A 19,234-nucleotide genomic window follows, 5' to 3' on the forward strand; every position below is an offset into this window, starting at 1 on the left:
ATCGACTGGCCGCCGGCCAAGAGCATGACCAGCGGCCTTTCCGCAGACCGGAAGGCCGCTCATCATGCGGATGGGGCGATCGATCGCTGCCGTGGGACGGCCGGACGGGGACGAGCAGAGGATGCACGCGGCCGGCGATCAACGGCATCGGTGACACCGGCGCCTTCCTCGGCCTGGCCACCCCCGCCTTCCGGACCTGACCTCCTCCTACGACAGGTCGGTCGCCCAGGGAAAACGCCGCACCCAAGCCCTCCCCTGCCTCGCTGGCCCAAGCCGACGTCCCGCCCGCGACACTCCGTGACGGGACCTCCTACGGCCCGCAGCCACCGGCCTCAGTCACCTGACCTGCGGGTCTGCGAGGAGAACGACTCGATCGGTCTCGACGTCGAAGCCGAGCACCGGATGGCCGTAGTCGCCTGCCGGGTCCATCGGCACGGGCTTGCGCAGCCACCGCCCTATCTCCCGAAGGAAGCCACGGAACACCCCAAGCCGCTTCCGGCCCTGCAACTCCCGCAGGTCGACGACGAAGACGACCTCGTCGTCGGCGCGGGATCGGAAGATCGCCAACACCTCGGCAGTCATCCGCACCCGCAGTTCCGGGCACTCGGCGTACGCACCCGCGGGGCGGGACAGCACAGACTCCGCCCGGGGCACGGGGAGCACCGTCTCCCCCTCGGAGCGCCGGCGCCGCCAGCCCCTCTCCGCGATGAGATCGAGGGCCGCCTGCCAACCCTCTGCCGAAGCACTCGCGACACGCACGTACGGCAGCGACCCCACCAAGTCCAGGCCGAAGCAGGAACGACCAAGGGCCGCACCCCCTCCAGGAGTGCGGCCCTCAGCCCGAAGCCTCGCGTCAGCCGACGGCCAACCGTCGCCGGACACCCAGTCGCCAGCCGATGCCCGACCGCCGGTCGACACCCGAACGTCAACTGCCGGTCGACGCCCGGCTGCCGGTCGATCGACGCCGGCCGATCGACACCAGCCGTCAGCCGACGCTGAGCTTGACGTCGATGTTGCCGCGGGTGGCGTTCGAGTACGGGCACACCTGGTGGGCCTTTTCGACCAGGTCCTTGGCGGTGGCCTCGTCCACGTTCGGGATGGTGGCGTTGATCTCGACCGTGAGGCCGAAGCCGCCGGACGGGGTCTTGCCGATGCCGACCTTGGCGGTCACCCGGGAGCCGGAGACGTCCGCCTTCTCCTGGCGGGCGACGACGCTGAGCGCGCCCTGGAAGCAGGCGCTGTAGCCGGCTGCGAAGAGCTGCTCGGGGTTGGTGCCGGCGCCGCTGCCACCCTGCTCCTTGGGCGGGTTGACGACGACGTCCAGCTTGCCGTCGTCGCTGGCGACGCGGCCGTCCCGGCCGTTCTCCGCGGTGGCGACGGCGGTGTAGACGACATCTACGGGCTGGATGGACATAGAGATCCTCCTGTGGTTCGCCGCGACTCGCGCCCACGATCGCGACGGCTTGGGGCCGAGCCTAGTGGCCCGGCGGAACCGGCTCCGTAAGGGGTCAGTCCGTGAGATCGACGATCATCTTGCCGGTGTTGTCACCGCGCAGCAGGCCGAGAAACGCCTCGAAACCGTTCTCGATGCCGGCGACCTTCGTCTCGCTGAACTTCAGCTCTCCCGAGCGCACCCAGGCCGAGACCTCGGAGACGAACTGCTCCTGGAGGTGGGAGTGGTCGGCGACGAGCATGCCCTGGATGCGCAGCCGCTTGCCGATGACCAGCGCGAGGTTGCGCGGCGCCGGGGTCGGCTCGGTGGCGTTGTACTGCGAGATCATGCCGCAGACGGCGACCCGGCCGTGCAGGTTCAGCGAGTCGATGGCGGCCTCCAGGTGGTCGCCGCCGACGTTGTCGAAGTAGACGTCGATGCCGTCGGGGGCGGCGTCCCTGAGCTGCTCCTTGACAGACCGGTCGGACTTGTAGTTGAAGGCGGCGTCGAAGCCGTACTCCTCCGTCAGCAGCTTGACCTTCTCGTCGGAGCCCGCGCTGCCGATGACGCGCGAAGCGCCCTTGAGCTTGGCGATCTGGCCGACCTCGCTGCCGACCGCACCGGCCGCGCCGGACACGAAGACGGCGTCGCCCTCCTTGAAGGAGGCGACCTCCAGCAGGCCCGCGTAGGCCGTCAGGCCCGGCATGCCGAGCACGCCCAGGTAGGCGGAGAGGGGCGCCAGCGAACCGTCCACCTTGGCGATCTTGGCGGCGTCCACCACGGCGTACTCGCGCCAGCCCTTGAAGTGCAGGACGTGGTCACCGACCGCGAAGCCGTCGGCGTTGGAGGCGACGACCTCGCCGACCGCGCCGCCCTCCATCGGCTCGTCCAGCTTGAAGGGCGGGCTGTAGGACTTCACGTCGTTCATCCGGCCGCGCATGTACGGGTCGACGGAGAAGTACAGATTGCGGACGAGGAGCTGCCCCTCGCCGGGCTCGGGGACCGCGGCCTCGCGCAGCGCGAAGTCCTCCGGCTTCGGCCAGCCGTGCGGACGGGCGACGAGATGCCATTCGCGGGCGGACGTGGGCAGTGCGGACATGGGCTGCTCCTCCTCGAAATGCTTCAGGTGCTGAAACAACCATGCTCCTAGATATTTCATGTTGTCAAGCAATTCGCTACCCTGGTGCCATGACTCCTCGCGCAGACCACCTGACCGCCGAGGTCGTCGAGCTGATCGGCACCGTCGTGGCCCGTTATCACGAGGAGTACGAGCACGCGGCGGCCGAGCATTCCCTGACCGGTGCCCAGGCGCGCGTTCTCGGCCTCCTCGCCCGCGAGGCGATGCCGATGCGCCGGATAGCCCTGAGCCTGAAGTGCGAGCCGTCGAACGTGACCGGGATCGTGGACCGGCTGGAGTCCCGCGGCCTGGTCGAGCGCCGCCCGGATCCGGCCGACCGCCGGGTCAAGCTGGCCGCCCCCACCGAGACGGGCCGGGCGACGGCGGCGCAGCTGCGCGACTCGCTGGACTTCGCGCGCGAGCCGCTCGGCGAGCTGTCCGTGGCGGAGCGCGCGCTGCTCAAGGAGCTGCTCCAGCGGATGCTGGGCGTCACACCGGAGTAGCGCCGCGAGCCGGGCGGACGAGAACCGGCGTCCGCCGGCCGGCGGACGCGTCCCGGAAGCCGCCCGTCCGGATGCCGCGCCTCCGGAAGCCGCCGCTCTTACTCCCGGCCGGAAGTTGTGAAGCGAACTATCGTGGCGTCATGACTGCTCAGAATGCGTCTTCCCCGAACACCACCCGTCACACAGTCGACTTCTACTTCGACCCGCTCTGCCCGTTCGCCTGGATCACCTCGCGCTGGATCCTGGAGGTGGAGGCCCACCGCGACATCGACCTGCGCTTCCGCGTGATGAGCCTGGCCGTCCTCAACGACGGCCGTGAAGGGCTGCCGGAGCAGTACCAGGAACTGCTGGCCAAGGCGTGGGGGCCGGTGCGGGTGTGCATCGCCGCCGCCCAGAAGCACGGCGAGGAGGTACTGCGCGACCTGTACACCGCGCTCGGCACGCGCTTGCACAACGACAGCCGGGAGGACTACGCCACCGTCATCGAGGAGGCGCTCGCCGAGGCGGGCCTGCCCGAGGAGCTGGCCGGCGCCGCCGACAGCACGGAGTACGACGACGCGCTGCGCAAGAGCCACCACGAGGGCATGGACCCGGTCGGCGAAGAGGTCGGCACGCCCACCATCCACATCGACGGCGTGGCCTTCTTCGGCCCGGTGCTGACGGCGATCCCGCGCGGCGAGGATGCCGTACGCGTCTTCGACGGCGCCCGGCTGCTCGCCGGTTACGACAAGTTCTTCGAGCTGAAGCGGACGCGGACGGGGGACCTGGACTTCAGCTGACCCGAAGCCGGTTGTCAGTGGCGGGACTTACCGTGGCGTCATGAACGCTTCGACGTACGACCGCCACTGCTCCGAAATCGTCGAGCAGACCGACCTGTTGAGGTCGCTCGTGCGGGGCGCGGCCCGGCTGAGGACCCCGGTGCCCTCCTGCCCCGGCTGGAACGTCGGCCAGTTGCTGCGGCATCTGGGCGGTGCGCACCGCTGGGTCGAGGAGGTCGTGCGCACCGGTACGGAAAGGCCGCCCCCCGACGGGCACTTCCGTGATCTGTCGCCGTACGCCGACGAGGACCCGGCCGTACTGGACGGCTGGCTGGGCGAGGGGGCCGCCCTGCTGGCCGAGACCCTGCGGACCGCCGGGCCGAGCGCGGAAGCCTGGGTGCCCCTCCCCCAGCTCGGCCCGGCGGCCGCGTTCTTCGCCCGCCGGATGGCCAACGAGACGGCGATCCACCGCGCCGACGCGTTCCTGGCCGAGGGCGCGCCGTTCACCCTCGGCGAGGAGACCGCCGCCGACTGCTTCGGCGAGTGGCTGGAGCTGGCCGCGCAGCCGCAGACCCTCGATCACCGCCCGGAGCTGCGGGAACTTCTCGGCCCCGGCCGCACGCTGCGCTTCCGGGCCACCGGCACGGCACCGGGGACGGCGGCCGACTGGCTGGTCGACCTCACCGGTGCGGCGATCTCCTGGCGCCACGCGCCGCGCGAGGAGGCCGCCGTCACCGTCAGCGGTCCGCTGACCGACCTGCTGCTGGTCCTCTACCGCCGGCTGCCCGCCCGCAGCCCCGGCATCGTGATCGGTGGTGATGCGGAACTGCTGGACTCCTGGCTGGAGCGGGTCAGCTTCGGGTGACGGGGGCGCTGACGGAAGCGGTATCGGCGGAGGCGCCGTCGACGGAAGCGGCGTCGACGGACTCGCGCTCGCCCGCGGCCGGCCCGCACCCGGTCGCCTTCTCCCCCGGCTCCGGAGGCTGTGTCCGTACGCCCCTGAGCAGCGCCGCCGCCAGCAGCGCGCCCAGGACCATGACGGCCGCCGCGCCGAGCATCGCCGCGTGCAGACCGCCGAGGAACGCCGTACGGGCCGCCGTGAGAAGCGCCTCGCCCGCCCGCCCCGGCAGTTCTCCCGCGACTGCCGCAGCTCCGGCCAGGGTTTCCCGTACGGTGTCCGCCGCGCCCGCGGGCAGCCCGCCGGGGACGACGCCGTCGATGTCGCCGCGGTAGACGGCGTTGCCGAGGGTGCCCAGGAGTGCCAGGCCCAGGGCGCCGCCCAGTTCGGAGCCGGATTCCAGGAGGGCGGAGGCCGAGCCCGCGCGCTGCGGCGGGGCGACGCCTAGGGCCAGTTCGGTGCCGAGCGACATCACCATGACCAGACCCGCCGCGTAGACACTGGCGCCCAGGAGCACGATCCACAGCGGGGTCTCCGCCGCCGTCCGGGACACCCACACGAACCCTCCCGCGGCGGCCAGGAAGCCGCCGGCGATGACGAACGCCCGGTCCACGCGGCGGGCGAGGGCGGTGGCGGCCGGGGCCGTGCCGCCGACCACGACGGTCGGCACGACGTTCCACAGGGCGGCCTCCAGCGGGCTCATGCCGCGTACGGACTGGAGGTACTGGGTGAAGAAGACCGCGCTGCCGACCAGCGCGAACATCGCCAGCAGGTTCATCAGGACGGAGCCCGAGTAGCCGCGGTGGCGGAAGAGTTCCAGGTCCAGCATCGGGTGCCGGGCGGTGCGCTGGCGGCGTACGAACGTGGCGGCGACCAGCAGTCCGGCCGCGACGGCCAGTGCGGGCAGCACCTCGAAGCCGTTGCGGGCCATCTCCTTGACGCCGTAGACGACCGGGAGCATCGCCGCCAGGGAGAGCAGCGCGCCCGGCAGGTCGAACCGGCCCGCCGCCGGGTTCTTGAACTCGGGCAGCAGCAGGGGCCCGGCCACGAGCAGCAGCACCATCGCCGGGGCGTTGATCAGGAAGACCGAGCCCCACCAGAAGTGCTCCAGCAGCACCCCGCTGAGCACCGGACCGAGCGCGATGCCGCCCATCATGCCGCCGGACCAGATCGCGACGGCCTTGCCGCGCTGCCCGGCGTCGTGGAAGAGGTTGCGGATCAGGGCCAGGGTGGACGGCATGAGGGTGGCGCCGCCGACGCCGAGCACCGCGCGGGCGGCGATGAGCATCTCGGCGCTCTGCGCGTAGGCGGCCAGGGCCGAGGCGACGCCGAACAGGACGGCGCCGGTGAGCAGCAGCTTGCGGCGGCCGATGCGGTCGCCGAGCGCGCCCATGGTGATCAGGAGTCCGGCCAGGACGAAGCCGTAGACATCGAGGATCCACAGTTGTTCGACGCCGCTGGGCGCGAGTTCGGCGGAGAGGAACGGTACGGCGAAGTAGAGCACCGAGACGTCCATCGAGACCAGCAGGCAGGGCAGCAGGAGCACCACGAGCGCGGTCCACTCGCGGCGCCCGGCGCGCGGAGGAGGTGCGTACGGAGTAAACATCATAGCAAGGAAGGTAGACAGGGCGCGCTTACAGCGCAAACCATAGGCACTGCAAGGGAATTGGAGGTGCATCACACTAGTGCACCCCACCTGCCGCCACCGGCGCTGTCGCGACCTTGCTACCCTCGCAGGCCCTTGGTGCACTAGTACGGAGAACCGGAGGCCGCCACCATGGACCGCCCAGTCACCCCCGCCACGGGCCCTTCCGCCACCCCCGCGACGAACCCTTCGGCCGCCCCGCCGTACCGCCGCATCGTCGCGGAGATCCGGCGGCGTATCGATACCGGCGAACTGGCCGCGGGAGACCGTGTGCCGTCGACACGGCGGATCACCCAGGAGTGGGGGGTGGCGATGGCGACCGCGACCAAGGTCCTCACCACGCTGCGCCAGGAGGGCCTGGTCAGGGCGGTGCCGGGGGTGGGCACGGTGGTGGCGGAGGCGGCTACGGAAACGGGGACGCGCGCGGACGGTGGGCCCGCGCCCCGGCCGCGCGGCAGCAGCGCTTCCGGCAGCAACGCCTCCGGCGACGGCCACCGCCCCCTCCCCGACGGTGATCACCAGCCCCCCGGCCTCAGCCGCGACCGCATCGTGCGGGCCGGCGTCCGGATCGCCGACGCCGAAGGGCTGCGCTCCCTGTCGATGCGCCGCGTGGCCGCCGAGTTCGGCGCTTCCTCCATGGCGCTCTACCGTCATGTGGCGAACAAGGACGAGCTGGTCATGCTGATGGCGGACGCCACCTTCGCCGAGATCGAACTGCCCGCCCCGGCGCCGCGGCACTGGCGCGCGCGGATGGAGGCCGGGGCCCGTCTCCAGTGGCAGCTCTACCAGCGGCATCCGTGGGTCGCCCAGTGGCTGTCGATCACCCGCCCGCAGCCGTTGCCGCACGCGATGACCCTCATCGAGTGGACCATGGGCTCGGCGACCCAGTTCGACCCGCTGACCAAGCTGCGGCTGGCCCTGACGCTGCTCAACCACGTACGCGGCACGGCGGTGGCCCTGGAGGAGGACCTGGAGGCCGAGCAGCAGACCGGCATGGACCAGGACCAGTGGATGGCGTCGCTGGAGCCGGAGTACGAGCGGATCATGGAGTCCGGTTCCTTCCCCATGTACGCGGGAATCGACGACATGGACGACGGGGGGACGCTGCGGCTGGACGCCATGTTCGAATTCGGGCTGGCCCGGCTGCTGGACGGCTTCGAGGTGTTCAGCGACGGCTGGACGGGCCGCCCGGCACACTGAGTTCGCCGCGCAGCCGCCGGGCCCGCAGCACCAGTTCCAGTTCGAAGCGGCGGTCCGGGTCGTCCACCTCGTCACCCCACAGCTCGCGTATCTGGCGCAGCCGGTAGCGGACGGTCTGCGGGTGGACGCCGAGCCGGGCGGCCACCTCGGGCGCGCCGCCGCGCGTCTCCAGCCAGGCGAGGAGGGTCTCGGCCAGCCGGCGTCCATGGGTGGGGCCGCAGTGCGCCAGGGGCTCCAGCCGCCGCCGGGTCAGGTCCTCGATGAGTTCCTCGGGCGGCAGGAGGACCAGCGCCTCGGTGTGATCGGTGCAGTGCAGAAGCTGCCCGGCGGGCAGCAGGCCCCGCTCGATCAGATCGACCGCGGTGTTCGCCCAGCGCAGCGACTTGGCCGCGTGCGCCAGCGGTACGGCCGGGCCGAGCGCGCCCGACCACCCCGCCGTGGCGCGCTGGAGCAGTTCCCGGCGCCCGGCGGCGTCCGGCTCCGGCACCACCATGCGGGGCCGCTCGCACTCCATGTCCAGGAGGACGTCCGTACCGACGGCGGGCGCGACGGACTCACGGGCGGGGCGCAGCAGTACGGCCACGGCGACCTGTGCGGGCAGCGCCCAGCCGATCCGGGCGGCGCGGTCGGTGAGCGCGGGGGCCGTGTGTGCGCGTGCCCCGGCCGCGAACAACTGGTCCATGAGGCGGCGTTGGTGCCGCAGCCGTTCGCCCGCCTGGCGGGCCGCGGCCTCGGCGAAGCCGCGTACCGATTCGGCGACCAGCCCGTCCAGGTACTCGAAGCCCGATTCAGCCAGTTCGTACATGGCCGGGGCCGGAATCGCCACCTGCTGGCCGATCTCGGCCAGCCGCCGCCAGGCCAGCCGTACGCCCAGCCGGTAGATGGCTTGCAGGGCGTCCAGACTGCGGCCCTGGATGCCCGCGCCCCGGCCGAACTCCTGGAAGATGCGCGGGTGGACGTGCGGGCTGTCCAGGCCGGCGGACATGTGCTCCACGAAGTGCTCCAGCGACTGCCGGATGCCGACCAGCGCGCGCGGCTCGCCGTACTCGTCCAGCGCCAAGGGAAGTTGCGGGTATTCGCGGCGGATCTCCGCCAGGATGCACTGGGCCAGCGCCGGGACCTCGTCCAGAGCGCGCGCGGCGAACTCCCTCACCTGCGCCGGGGGTACGTCGCGCCAGGCCGAGCGGACCGTCTCCACCACGCCTGCGGCCTCCCCTAAGGCGTCCGGTCGAAGGTCACCAGGGGCACGTTCGGCTGTTCCGGCGTGGCGTCCAGGGCGGCGACGATACCGAGGGAGGCGCCTACGGCCAGGGCGGCGGCGCCCAGCGAGGTCAGTACGGCGGCGAGCAGTCTGTGCATGGCGCGGCGGGCCCCTTCGGTGGCAGGTACTTCGAGGGTTGCGCGGCGCACCGGCCCGGTCCGGCCCGGTCCGCGGACGGCCTCGGGCGCACGCGGGACCGCACGGTGGCGGCCGCGGTGCCCTACCGCGCCGGCGGAGCGCCGGGCCGCGGCGGCCGCGGTGCCTGCCGAGTGTGTGGGGGCATTGACGGCATGTCAAGCATTCCCCTACGGTTCCCGCCCGTTCACCCGGACCACCGCCACGCCGCACGTGCACTGCCCCCGCCGCCCTCAGGAGTGCTCGTATGCGTAAGACCGCCTCACCCTTTTCCCTGGTCCTGCTGGGCCTCGGCGTCTTCCTCCTGGCGCTCGCCCCGATGCTCGCCTGGTACGTCGCGCCGCGCGCCCAGCGCACCCCGGTGGACGTCGACGTGACCACCGTCTTCACCGGCACCGGCAGCTACTTCGACACCGGGACGCTGCGCACCAGGAACAAGCAGAAGATCACCATCACCCGGCACGTACTGGGGGACGTGGCGGAGAGCGAACGCAGCGGGCGGGCCGTGTGGGACGTGTCCACGACCGTCGACACCCCGGTGACACTGGAGCTGAAGGACCCGCGCAAGGCGTTCCAGTGGACGCTGGAACGGTGGGTCACCGACCGTCGCACCAACGCCCCGGTGCACTGCTGCAAAGAGGCGCCGACCCGCTTCGAAGGGGACGCGTACCTGAAGTTCCCCTTCGACGTGCAGCGCCGGACCTACCGCTGGTGGGACAACACCCTGGGCGCCGCGGTCCCGCTCCGCTTCGCCGGCACCAAGCACGTGCAGGGGTACGAGGGCTATCGCTTCACGGGGACCGTCGCACCCACCAGGACGGGCAGCCGGCAGGTGCCCGGCCGGCTGGTCGGGCGGCCCGCGCAGGGCCAGGTGCAGGCCGAGGAGTGGTACGCGAACAGCGGGATCGAGCTGGTCGTCGAGCCGCGCACCGGCCGGATCATCAACGCCTCGATCTCGCCGCACAAGACGCTGCGGGCGCCCGGCGCGCGCACCGACGCGGTGACGCTGCTGCGCGGGTCGGGGCTGGAGTTCACACCCGCCACCCGGCGCAAGCAGGTGGCGCTGGCGGACGCGGACAGCACCAAGCTCAAGACGGTCGGCGAGACGGCACCGCTCGCGGCCGCCGTGGCGGGCGGCGGGGCGACGCTTTTCGGGGTGGTGCTGGTGGTGCGCGGGAGGCGGCGGTTCAGCTGATCCTGCGCGAAGTGATGAGGCGTCAGGCGGAGTCGGGGCGGAAATTGTCACGCCGGTGAGTAGCCGCATCGAACAGGGCGGCGAAAACTATCGAGCTCACCCACCCGCGTCCCCGTCCCCGGAGCACCGGTCCCGCACCGGCCCCCCTACCGGTCCTCGTCACCAGACCCGCACCCGCACCCCGTCCCCCGTCCCCGTCCGCAGCCCCATGCCGGCAGGTCCGCACGACTCAGTACGCAGTACGTCCCCCCACACCACTGGTACCGCACCCTGAGACGAGTTGGAGCGCACATGCCCCAGCACGTACGACCGTCCTTGTCCGCCGCACCGCCCGCACGCCATGCACCGTCCGCACGCCACGAACCGCCCGCACGCCCTGAAACGTCCGCCCGCACCACCCCACCAGTCACCCCCGACCCCTCCGAACACTCCGACCGCCCCGCACCCCCACTCCCCCACCGCATCGTCTTCCTGGCCCGCCGCGACCTGGGCAACCCCGCCGCCGGCGGCTCCGAACTGCTCGTCGACCGCATCGCCGAGGGCCTGACCGCGCACGGCCACGAGGTCACCCTGCTGTGCGGCGGCCCCGCCGCCGACCGCGGCTACCGGGTGGTCTCCGCGGGCGGCGACGCCGGTCACTTTCTGCGGGTGCGACGGCAGTTCAGCCGCCGGGTCGGCGCGTGCGACCTGCTGGTCGAGGTCTGCAACGGGATGCCGTACCTGGCGCCCCTGTGGCACACCGGACCCACGCTGTGCCTGGTCAACCACGTCCACACGGACCTGTGGGGCCTGCGCTACCCCGCGCCCGCCGCCCGGCTCGGCCGCCGGCTGGAGCACTGGGCGCTGGCGGGTACCCACCGCGGCAACCTCATGGTCGCCGTGTCGGGCTCGACCGCCGCCGCGCTGCGCGGGCTCGGTGTGGAGCGGGAGCGTATCCGGCTGGTGCACAACGGCGTGGAGGAGCCGGGGCCGCTGCTCCCCGAGGCGCCGGAGCCGCTGTTCCTGGCCATGGGGCGGCTGGTCGAGTACAAGCGCGTCGATCTGCTGCTGCGCCTGTGGGAGCGGGTGCGGCCGGTCACCGGCGGCCGGCTGGTGATCGTCGGTGACGGTCCGGAGCGCCACCGGCTGGCGGCCATGGCCGGTCCCGACGTGCACTTCACCGGCCGGATCAGCGAGCAGGACAAACACGAACTCCTCTGCCGCGCCTGGCTGCTGCTGCACCCGTCGCTGGTCGAGGGCTGGGGCCTGGTCGTCATGGAGGCGGCCGCCCGGCACACCCCGGCCGTCGGGTTCGACATCCCCGGCCTGCGCGACTCGGTCGACGACGGGGTGACCGGGCTGCTGGCGCGCGGCGAGAGTTCCTTCGCCGCGCACTGGTGCACGCTGGCGCTCAGCCGTCCGCGCCGGCAGGCGCTGGGTGCGGCAGCCGCGCAGCGCGCCGCGCGGTTCCGGTGGAGCGCCACGGTCCGCGGCTTCCGGGCCGTGGCGGCCGAGTCGTACGCCGAGGCGCACCTCGACCTCCCCGCCGGGCGGTGATGCTGAGGTGCGGGACCCTTCCCTGCGCAGATCTCTCACCCTCTTCCGCGCCTTCCTGCGCGAACAGCACGACCCCGAGCACTGCTACGGCCTGCTCGCCCGGGACGCCGCCGACCAGATCGAGCGGTACGAGCCGCTGAAGGGCCGGGTCGTGGCGGACGTCGGCGGCGGCAGCGGACACTTCACCGAGGAGTTCCGGCGCCGCGGCGCGCACGGCTACCTCTTCGAGCCCGACCTGCGCGAACTGGCCGCGCGCGGCGGTCCTTCCAGTGGCGCGGTGCTCGCCGACGGCTACCTCCTCCCCCTGGCCGACGGCACCGCCGACATCTGCTTCTCCTCCAACGTCCTGGAGCACGTGGCGGACCCGCAGACCTTCCTCAGCGAGCTGGTACGGATCACCCGGCCCGGCGGCCTGATCTACCTGTCGTTCACCAACTGGCTGTCCCCCTGGGGCGGGCACGAGACGGCGCCCTGGCACTACCTGGGCGCCCGGCGGGCCCGCGAGCGTTACCGGCGGCGTACCGGCCGGGCCGCCAAGCACACCTTGGGCGAGAACCTGTTCGCCCTGCACGTCGGCCGGACGTTGCGCCAGGTCAGGGCGCGGGACGACGTGTGGATCGTGACGGCCCGCTCCCGGTACGCGCCGTTCCTCGCCGAAACGATCCCGCGCCTGCCGGGCGTACGCGAAGTAGCCACCTGGAACCTCCTCCTCATCCTGCGGCGGTTGCCATGACCCAGACGCTCGTGTCCAGCTCCCCCGGATCGCCGGACGCCGGAGGCACCCCGGCGTCCGCGCCGGGCGCGCCGCCGCCCGGACCGCCGCGGTCCCGGCGCTGGCTGCTGGCGTTCTGGGCCGTCACCTTCGTGCTCTTCCTCGCGCCCTCCGCCGGGAAGATGACCTTCGAGACGAAGCTGGGGGTGAGCACCGACCCCTGGCGGTTCCTGAGCGACCTGGGGCAGTTGTGGCACGACCGGGCGGGCTTCGGCGGCATCACGGACCAGTACGTCGGCTACGCGTTCCCGTCCCTGCCGTACTACGCGCTGACGGACCTCGTGCACCTGCCGGTGTGGCTCGCCGAGCGGCTGTGGATGTCGCTGATCGTCACCACCGCCTTCTGGGGCGCGCTGCGGCTGGCGGAACGGCTGCGCGTCGGCACGCCCCCAGCCCGGCTGCTCGCCGCCGCCGCGTACGCGCTGTGGCCGACGTTCACCATGGTCATCGGCTCCACGTCCGCCGCCGCGCTGCCGGGCGCGCTGCTTCCCTGGGTGCTGCTGCCGCTGACGAACCACCGCGCGTCGGCGCGCTTGGCCGCCACCCGCTCCGCGCTGCTCATCCCCTTCATGGGCGGCGTCAACGCAGCATCGACTCTGGCGTCGCTGCTGCCCGTCCTGCTGTATGTACTGTCGCGTACGGGCGCCCGGCGCAGAGCGCTGCTCGTGTGGTGGATACCGGGCGTCGTCCTGGCGACCGCGTGGTGGGCCGTACCGCTGCTGCTGCTCGGGGTGTACGGCGAGAACTTCATGCCGTACATCGAGCAGGCCACCACCACGACCGGCACCATGTCGGCGACCGAACTGCTGCGCGGCGCCGGGAACTGGACCGGCTACCTCAACTTCGGCGAACCCTGGCTGCCGGCCGGCTGGACCATGGCGGCGGGCGCCGCCGCGATCCTCGGCTCGGCGCTGGCCGCCGCGCTCGGCCTGGCCGGGCTGGCCCGCCGGGACACGCCGGAGCGGCGCTGGCTGCTGCTGACGGTGCTGGTGGTGGCCGGGATCTGCCTCACGGGGTACGCCGGGGCGCTGGGCGGCCCGTTCCACGGGCTGTGGCAGGACTGGCTCGACGGCTGGCTGCGACCGTTCCGCAACATCTACAAGTTCGGGCCGGGCCTGGCGCTGGCCCTCGCGTTCGGCCTGGCGCACCTCGTCGGAGTGGCCGGTGAGCGGCGCGGTACCCGGCGCGTCCCCGGGCGCCGCCACCTCCCGCTGGTCGTCGCGCTGCTGACCGTGCCCGCGCTCGCCCTGCCGTTCCTCGACGGGACGGTCCTCCAGCCCGGCGCCTTCAAGAAGCTGCCGAGCGCCTGGGAGCGGACCGCCGACTGGCTCAAGAAGAACACCCCCGACAACCGCGCCCTCGTCGTCCCCGCCACCGCGCACGGCATCTACACCTGGGGCTCCCCCATCGACCAGCCCCTGGACGTGCTCGCCCGCTCCCGGTGGGCGCAGCGCGACTACGTGCCGTTCGGGACACCCGGCGTACGGCGCGCCCTGGACGCCGTCGAGCAGGCGCTGCTGTCCGGCTCCGAAGTACCGGGGCTGCGCGACTTCCTGGGCCGGGCGGGCCTGTACGACGTCGTCGTACGCAACGATCTCGACCCGGACCAGATCGGATACGTGCCGACACAGACCGTCAAGCGCACCCTGGAGGCGTCCGGCTACCGCCGGGTCGCCGCGTTCGGGCCGCTGACCACGGACGGGAAGATCGCCCCCGACACCCCCGTACAGATCCAGGGCCTGTACCCGCGCCAGCGCTCGGTGGAGATCTACGAACCGGTGGACACCCCGCGCCCCGGCCCGGTCACCGCCCGGCCCGTGTCGGACACCGCGCAGGTCAGCGGAGGGCCGGAGGCGCTGCTCCCGCTGTCCGCCGACCCCACGCTGCGCCACCGGCCGGCCGTGCTGACCGGTGACAACCACCCGGGCGTCGGCACCCCGCCGCTCCAGTTGACCGGCGACGGGCTGCGCCGTGCCGACACCCGGTTCGGACTGGTCAACTCCAACACGTCGTACACGTACGCGCCCGGGGAGCGGAATCACCCGGACAGCGTCCAGGACCCCGGGCGCCCGCCCCGGCAGATCCTGCCGGCCGAGGGCATCGACCACCAGACCACCGGGGTGCTGCGCGGCGCCGCCTCCGTCACCGCCTCCAGCAGCGGCAACTGGCTGTTCCACCTGCCGCAGTACGACCCGGTGCACGCCTTCGACGGCGACCCGGACACCGGCTGGGCCGAGGGCAGCGCGGGCGAACCGGTCGGCCAGTGGCTGCGGATCGGCTTCACCCGGCCCACGTCCGTACCGTCCCGGATCGCGCTGACACCGCTGCCGGGCGACGGCATGCGGGCGGCGCCGACTTCCGTACGCGTGCAGACCGACCGGGGCAGCGTCGAGAGCCCGTTGCTCACCAACGGCGCGCGGCAGCAGGTCGGAGCACCGGCCGGGGTCGCGAAGTGGCTGAAGATCACCATCACCGGGTCGCAGACGCCGCGCGCCGGGCTGTCCGGCGCGGGCTTCTCCGAGGTGTCGATACCGGACGTGCAGGTCACCCGGCTGCTGCGGCTCCCCGCGGACGCCGAGAAGTCCACGGCGCCGTCCGCCACGTACTCCCTGCACCGCGGCAGCGATCCCGGCGGCCTCTCGCCGGTCTCCGCCGAGGTGGGGCTGCACCGCCAGTTCCGTACGGGCACGAGCGCGTCGTACGAGGTGTCGGCCAGGGCTCTGGCCGTACCGGGGCCGGAACTCGACCGGCTCCTGGACCGCGTGGCCCCCCGGCAGAAGGAACGCGTCACCGCCACCGCCGACTCCACCAGCTTCGGCTCCGGCCGCTCGCTCAGCCCCCGCAACCTCGTCGACGGCGACCTGACCACCGCCTGGATCGCGGGCGACAAGCCGACCCTGCACCTGCGCTGGCCCGGCAAACGGGCCGTCGACCAGATCGTGCTGGCCGCGGCGGGCGGCATCTCCACCCGCCCCGAACAGGTCCTGGTCAACTCCCCCGACGGGGCCGCGACCGCCGGTGTCGACGAGAACGGCCAGGCCCGCTTCGACCCCATCACCACCGACCGCCTCGACATCACCATCAGCAAGGTCAAGGAACTCACCGTCCACAACCCGGTCGCCGACCAGGCCCTTCAACTCCCCGTCGGCCTCAGCGAGGTCTACATCCCGGCCCTGGACGCGCTGCGCACCCCGCCCCCCTCGGCCACCGACCGGTTCTCACTGGCGTGCGGGCAAGGCCCGCCGCTGGCCGTGGACGGCACCCTGCATGCCACCAAGGCTTCCGGACGCGTCCGCGACCTGACCGAACGCCGCCCCGTCACGGTCGAACTGTGCGCGGGCGAAGCACGCGACGGCAGCCTCGAACTCCCCTCCGGACAGCACCGGGTGGAGGCCGGCGACCAGGGCCCGCTGGCGCTGACGGACGTCACCCTCAGCCGGGGCAGCGCCCCCGCGCCCGCGAGCGAGCGGCGGTCCGTGAGGGCGGAGGACTGGGCGGGCGACCAGCGGTCGGTACAGGTGGGGACCGGCGCCGCCGCGTACCTCCAGATGTACGAGAACGCCAACGACGGCTGGCACGCGACGCTCGACGGACGCGAACTGTCCCCCGTCCGGCTCGACGGCTGGCAGCAGGGGTTCCTGGTCCCGGCGGGCAGAGGGGGGCTCGTGAAACTGTCGTACGCGCCCGCCACGACGTACGATCTCGGGCTGCTCGGCGGTGCGCTGGGCATCGCCGTACTCATCGGCTCCGCCCTGGTACGGCGCACACAACGGACGGTGCCGGAACCGCAGGCGCCGCCCGCGCCTTCCTGGGTGCTGGGCGTCGTCGCTCTCACCGTGGTCGTGGCCCTCGCCTCCGGGCCGTACGCCGTGATCGTGCCCCTGCTGGCACTGGCGGCCCGGTTCCGGCCGGGGCTCCTGGTGCCGGTCGCGCTGCTGGCCATGGTGGGCGCCGGGATCACGGCGGCGCTCGGCGCGGGCGAACCGGCCGCCGCCGACGCCGGGGCCTTCAGCGCCACGGCACAGGCGCTGGCCCTGCTGGCACTGGCGGCCGCGATGGTGACGGTGCCCGGCTCGTGGGCGCGGCGCGGGGCGCGTGCGGCAGGTGGGGCGGGGCCTCGGGGGGAGGCGGAGGCGGCAGAGGCGGCGAAGGAACCGGGGACGGGGCCGGGAGCGGCCAAGGGAGCGGGAACGGTGGCCATGCCGCCGGTCTCCGGGCCGGTGGCGTCGCGGCCGCCGGCACCGCCGCTGCCCAGACGCCGACGACGACGCGGCGCGGCTCCGGGCCGCGCACCAGCTCCGGGCGACGCGCCACCTCCGGGCGACGCGCCCCCGAGCGGCACGCCTACGAAGGACGTACCACCGAACGACACTCCACCTCACGGAACCGCGAACGACGCACCACCTCGCGGCACTTCACCTAACCGGAGCGGGGAGGAACCCACTCGATGACCGCACTGCACCCGGCACGCCGGGAACCGGCCGGGGACGGGCCGCCCGGCGCGGCGGACCGGACCGTACGGCGCATCCCGTTCCCGGTGGTCGACGAGATCACCCGGCACTGCCTCACGGAGGACGAACCGGAAACCGTGCACATCGAGGTGCACCTGCCCGGACGGCCGGACCCCGACCGGCTGCGGGCGGCGTTCCGGGAGGCACTGTGCCGGCACCCCCGCATCCTGATGCGCCAGGCTCCGCACCGCTGGTGGCGGCGCCGGTACGAGTGGGAGCTGACGGGCGTGCCGGACGTGGACCCGGTCGTCTTCCCGCCACCGGGTCCGGACGCCCTCGTACGGGCCCGGGAGCGGGCCCTGGCCGACTGTCCGCCGCTGGACGCCTCGCCGCCGGTACGCCTGGAGGTCGTCGAGCGGGGGCCGGGCGAAGACGTGGGCGAGGGTGAGAAGGGGGAGGCGAACGGCGGCACGGTGCTGCTCGTCACCATCAACCACACCGCGCTGGACGGTCCGGCCTGCCTGCGGGTGCTGGCCACCGCCGCCCAGCTCTACGGGGGCGCCGAGAACTCCCCGGCGCCCCCGCCCGTCCGCGCGCCCGGGGCCGCCACGGGCGGCGCTGCCCAGGACACGCCGCCGCTCGGCGGGCATCGCCTGGCCCGGCCGGTACGGATCGCCGCCGAACGCGGGCCCCGGAAGGCAGCCGGCCGGGGTGGCCGGAACCGTCAGGGCGGCCCGGGCGGCCCGGCCGGCCCGGACGTCCAGGAACGCCGTGGCAACGGGATGCTCATCACCGAGCTGCCCGTGCCGGCCCGGCCGCCCCGTGTCGGCGGCGTCGCCGCCTTCACCGTCAACGACCAGCTCCTCGTGGCCACCTGCCTGATGGTGGCCCGCTGGAACCACGTCCACGGGCGCCCGAGCGCCCCCGTCGTCGTGACCATGCCGGTGGACGACCGCCCACGCGGTACGGACATGCCCATCGGCAACGGCACCCGGCTGGTCTCCGTCGGGTTCGGTCCGGAGGAGGAACGGGACGCGGCGCTGCTCACGGCCGACCCTCCCGATCCGGCCGCGGTCGCCCGGCTGCTGCGGCGCACCGCCGCCCGCACCCGCTCCCTGAAGTCCGCACCGGGCTCCCAACTCGGTCTCGGCGCGGCGCTGCTGACCGCGCCGGTGCTTCCCGTCGGCGCGCGCGGCGTCCTCACGCGGGCACTGCGCACCGCCGCCGCGCCCCTGGCGTCCACCACGCTGCTGTCCAACATCGGCCGCATCCCCTACCCGCTCGACTTCGGGGACGCGGGGCGCCCCACCGCCGTGTGGTTCTCGGCCCCGGCCCGTATGCCACGCGGCCTGACCGTCACCACCGTCTCCGTCGGCGGGCGCGTCCAGTTGGCGCTGCGCTGGTCGCACGCGCTCCTGGACGACGAGGCGGGCGCCCGCCTGGGCACCCTCTTCGCCCGGTCGCTCGCGGCCACGTCCTGGACCCCGGGGGCCGGAGAAGACGGCACGGACAGCACCGGCCGCGCCGAAGGGACCGCGCCGTGACCCGGCAGGCCGCCACCGCCCGGAACGCCCCCAGGGCTACGCCGGACCGCGAACCGCGCCGCCCGCTCCGGGAGTTCTACGAGAACCCCGCCGTACCCGTCGCCTCCGGTGACGCCCGGAGCCACCGCCAGGCGCTGATGCTGGCCCGGGCCCTGGGACCGGTCCGTCCCGGCGCGCCCCCGGCCACCGTCCTGGACGTCGGGTGCGGCGACGGGAGCGCGGCCGCCGTCGCGGCCCGGGTCCTGGCCGGCCACCGCATCGTCGGCGTCGACTGGTCGCAGGACGCGTTGCGCCGCGCCGCCACCCGGGTCCCGTACGCCGTACGGGGTGAACTGGGCGACAACGGGCTGCCGTTCGCGGACGGCGGCGCCGACGCCGTCCTCTTCAGCGAGGTCATCGAGCACCTCGTCGACCCCGACGCGGCCCTCGACGAACTGCGCCGGGTACTGCGTCCCGGCGGTCACCTGATGCTCTCCACCCCCAATCTCGCTGCCTGGTACAACCGCGGACTCCTCCTCGCGGGGGTCCAGCCCGTCTTCTCGGAGGTGAGCATGCGAGGCATCCACGGACGGCCCGGCACCCAGGTCGTCGGCCATCTGCGCCTCTACACCGCCCGCGCCCTGCGCGGCTTCCTGCCGGCCTGCGGCTTCGAGGTCGTACGGATCGCGGGCGCGCCGTACCACGACGTGCCGCGTCCGCTGCGGCCCCTGGACCGCGCCGCCTGCCGTCTGCCTTCGCTGGCCTCCGTCCTGCTCGTCCATGCCCGCCGGAGAAGGGAGTAGGGCAG

Annotated in this window: 16 protein-coding genes; 10 read left to right on the top strand and 6 right to left on the bottom strand. The window is 73.4% G+C overall.

The features are described from left to right. Positions 1-336: 336 nt before the first annotated feature. The 3 genes from AB0A97_RS03475 to AB0A97_RS03485 form a co-directional block, all read right to left on the bottom strand. Positions 337-786: a hypothetical protein gene (locus tag AB0A97_RS03475; RefSeq protein WP_361145225.1), complete on the bottom strand. Its 450-nt coding sequence runs from the start codon at positions 784-786 to the stop codon at positions 337-339. Positions 787-985: 199 nt separating this feature from the next. Next, positions 986-1,414 (bottom strand): organic hydroperoxide resistance protein, encoded by a 429-nt coding sequence (locus tag AB0A97_RS03480; RefSeq protein WP_361143824.1) that lies wholly within the window; start codon positions 1,412-1,414, stop codon positions 986-988. 94 nt (positions 1,415-1,508) lie between these two features. Beyond that, entirely contained in the window at positions 1,509-2,531 is a 1,023-nt protein-coding gene (locus AB0A97_RS03485) for an NADP-dependent oxidoreductase (protein ID WP_361143827.1), read from the bottom strand. 89 nt (positions 2,532-2,620) lie between these two features. Between AB0A97_RS03485 and AB0A97_RS03490 the strand changes: the two genes are divergently transcribed. The 3 genes from AB0A97_RS03490 (at position 2,621) to AB0A97_RS03500 (ending at position 4,675) form a co-directional block, all read left to right on the top strand. After that, a complete protein-coding gene (locus AB0A97_RS03490) occupies positions 2,621-3,052 on the top strand; it encodes a MarR family transcriptional regulator (RefSeq protein ID WP_361143830.1) in 432 nt (143 codons plus the stop codon). A gap of 140 nt (positions 3,053-3,192) precedes the next feature. Beyond that, complete coding sequence (locus AB0A97_RS03495; protein WP_361143833.1) at positions 3,193-3,831, top strand: DsbA family protein; 639 nt, start codon at positions 3,193-3,195, stop codon at positions 3,829-3,831. A gap of 40 nt (positions 3,832-3,871) precedes the next feature. Further along, positions 3,872-4,675 (top strand): maleylpyruvate isomerase family mycothiol-dependent enzyme, encoded by an 804-nt coding sequence (locus AB0A97_RS03500; RefSeq protein WP_361143836.1) that lies wholly within the window; start codon positions 3,872-3,874, stop codon positions 4,673-4,675. Here AB0A97_RS03500 and AB0A97_RS03505 read toward each other — a convergent pair. Further along, a complete protein-coding gene (locus AB0A97_RS03505; protein WP_361143838.1) occupies positions 4,662-6,317 on the bottom strand; it encodes an MFS transporter in 1,656 nt (551 codons plus the stop codon). The genes AB0A97_RS03500 and AB0A97_RS03505 overlap by 14 nt on opposite strands. Before the next feature lie 168 nt (positions 6,318-6,485). On the opposite strand from AB0A97_RS03505, the gene AB0A97_RS03510 reads away from it, so the two are divergent. Further along, positions 6,486-7,553, top strand: coding sequence for a GntR family transcriptional regulator (locus tag AB0A97_RS03510; protein ID WP_361143841.1), 1,068 nt, complete (start codon positions 6,486-6,488; stop codon positions 7,551-7,553). Here AB0A97_RS03510 and AB0A97_RS03515 read toward each other — a convergent pair. Both AB0A97_RS03515 and AB0A97_RS03520 read right to left on the bottom strand, forming a co-directional pair. Further along, complete coding sequence (locus tag AB0A97_RS03515) at positions 7,519-8,754, bottom strand: helix-turn-helix domain-containing protein (RefSeq protein ID WP_361143844.1); 1,236 nt, start codon at positions 8,752-8,754, stop codon at positions 7,519-7,521. The genes AB0A97_RS03510 and AB0A97_RS03515 overlap by 35 nt on opposite strands. A gap of 14 nt (positions 8,755-8,768) precedes the next feature. Next, positions 8,769-8,912 (bottom strand): hypothetical protein, encoded by a 144-nt coding sequence (locus tag AB0A97_RS03520; RefSeq protein WP_167515176.1) that lies wholly within the window; start codon positions 8,910-8,912, stop codon positions 8,769-8,771. A 284-nt stretch (positions 8,913-9,196) separates the two neighbouring features. On the opposite strand from AB0A97_RS03520, the gene AB0A97_RS03525 reads away from it, so the two are divergent. The 6 genes from AB0A97_RS03525 to AB0A97_RS03550 all read left to right on the top strand — a co-directional run bounded on the left by AB0A97_RS03525 (position 9,197) and on the right by AB0A97_RS03550 (position 19,229). Next, complete coding sequence (locus AB0A97_RS03525) at positions 9,197-10,144, top strand: DUF3068 domain-containing protein (RefSeq protein WP_361143847.1); 948 nt, start codon at positions 9,197-9,199, stop codon at positions 10,142-10,144. Positions 10,145-10,435: 291 nt separating this feature from the next. Continuing rightward, positions 10,436-11,680, top strand: a complete 1,245-nt coding sequence (locus AB0A97_RS03530) for a glycosyltransferase family 4 protein (RefSeq protein WP_361143850.1) — start codon at positions 10,436-10,438, stop codon at positions 11,678-11,680. A 7-nt stretch (positions 11,681-11,687) separates the two neighbouring features. After that, positions 11,688-12,413, top strand: a complete 726-nt coding sequence (locus AB0A97_RS03535) for a class I SAM-dependent methyltransferase (RefSeq protein ID WP_361143853.1) — start codon at positions 11,688-11,690, stop codon at positions 12,411-12,413. After that, entirely contained in the window at positions 12,410-16,903 is a 4,494-nt protein-coding gene (locus AB0A97_RS03540) for an alpha-(1->3)-arabinofuranosyltransferase family protein (protein ID WP_361143856.1), read from the top strand. The genes AB0A97_RS03535 and AB0A97_RS03540 overlap by 4 nt, the downstream gene beginning before the upstream one ends. Next, positions 16,900-18,447, top strand: a complete 1,548-nt coding sequence (locus AB0A97_RS03545; RefSeq protein ID WP_361143859.1) for a condensation protein — start codon at positions 16,900-16,902, stop codon at positions 18,445-18,447. The genes AB0A97_RS03540 and AB0A97_RS03545 overlap by 4 nt, the downstream gene beginning before the upstream one ends. Further along, positions 18,444-19,229 carry a methyltransferase domain-containing protein gene (locus tag AB0A97_RS03550; protein ID WP_361143861.1) on the top strand — a complete coding sequence of 262 codons (786 nt, stop codon included), beginning with the start codon at positions 18,444-18,446 and terminating at the stop codon, positions 19,227-19,229. The genes AB0A97_RS03545 and AB0A97_RS03550 overlap by 4 nt, the downstream gene beginning before the upstream one ends. Positions 19,230-19,234: the final 5 nt, after the last annotated feature.

The organism is Streptomyces sp. NPDC045470, from assembly GCF_040646595.1.
Classification (GTDB): domain Bacteria; phylum Actinomycetota; class Actinomycetes; order Streptomycetales; family Streptomycetaceae; genus Streptomyces.

What these genes read in the sequence shown, in the direction of transcription:
- AB0A97_RS03480 (WP_361143824.1), bottom strand. Translation starts at nt 1,414, where the DNA reads ATGTCCATCCAGCCCGTAGATGTCGTCTACACCGCCGTCGCCACCGCG.
- AB0A97_RS03485 (WP_361143827.1), bottom strand. Translation starts at nt 2,531, where the DNA reads ATGTCCGCACTGCCCACGTCCGCCCGCGAATGGCATCTCGTCGCCCGT.
- AB0A97_RS03490 (WP_361143830.1), top strand. Translation starts at nt 2,621, where the DNA reads ATGACTCCTCGCGCAGACCACCTGACCGCCGAGGTCGTCGAGCTGATC.
- AB0A97_RS03495 (WP_361143833.1), top strand. Translation starts at nt 3,193, where the DNA reads ATGACTGCTCAGAATGCGTCTTCCCCGAACACCACCCGTCACACAGTC.
- AB0A97_RS03500 (WP_361143836.1), top strand. Translation starts at nt 3,872, where the DNA reads ATGAACGCTTCGACGTACGACCGCCACTGCTCCGAAATCGTCGAGCAG.
- AB0A97_RS03505 (WP_361143838.1), bottom strand. Translation starts at nt 6,317, where the DNA reads ATGATGTTTACTCCGTACGCACCTCCTCCGCGCGCCGGGCGCCGCGAG.
- AB0A97_RS03510 (WP_361143841.1), top strand. Translation starts at nt 6,486, where the DNA reads ATGGACCGCCCAGTCACCCCCGCCACGGGCCCTTCCGCCACCCCCGCG.
- AB0A97_RS03520 (WP_167515176.1), bottom strand. Translation starts at nt 8,912, where the DNA reads ATGCACAGACTGCTCGCCGCCGTACTGACCTCGCTGGGCGCCGCCGCC.
- AB0A97_RS03525 (WP_361143847.1), top strand. Translation starts at nt 9,197, where the DNA reads ATGCGTAAGACCGCCTCACCCTTTTCCCTGGTCCTGCTGGGCCTCGGC.
- AB0A97_RS03530 (WP_361143850.1), top strand. Translation starts at nt 10,436, where the DNA reads ATGCCCCAGCACGTACGACCGTCCTTGTCCGCCGCACCGCCCGCACGC.
- AB0A97_RS03540 (WP_361143856.1), top strand. Translation starts at nt 12,410, where the DNA reads ATGACCCAGACGCTCGTGTCCAGCTCCCCCGGATCGCCGGACGCCGGA.
- AB0A97_RS03545 (WP_361143859.1), top strand. Translation starts at nt 16,900, where the DNA reads ATGACCGCACTGCACCCGGCACGCCGGGAACCGGCCGGGGACGGGCCG.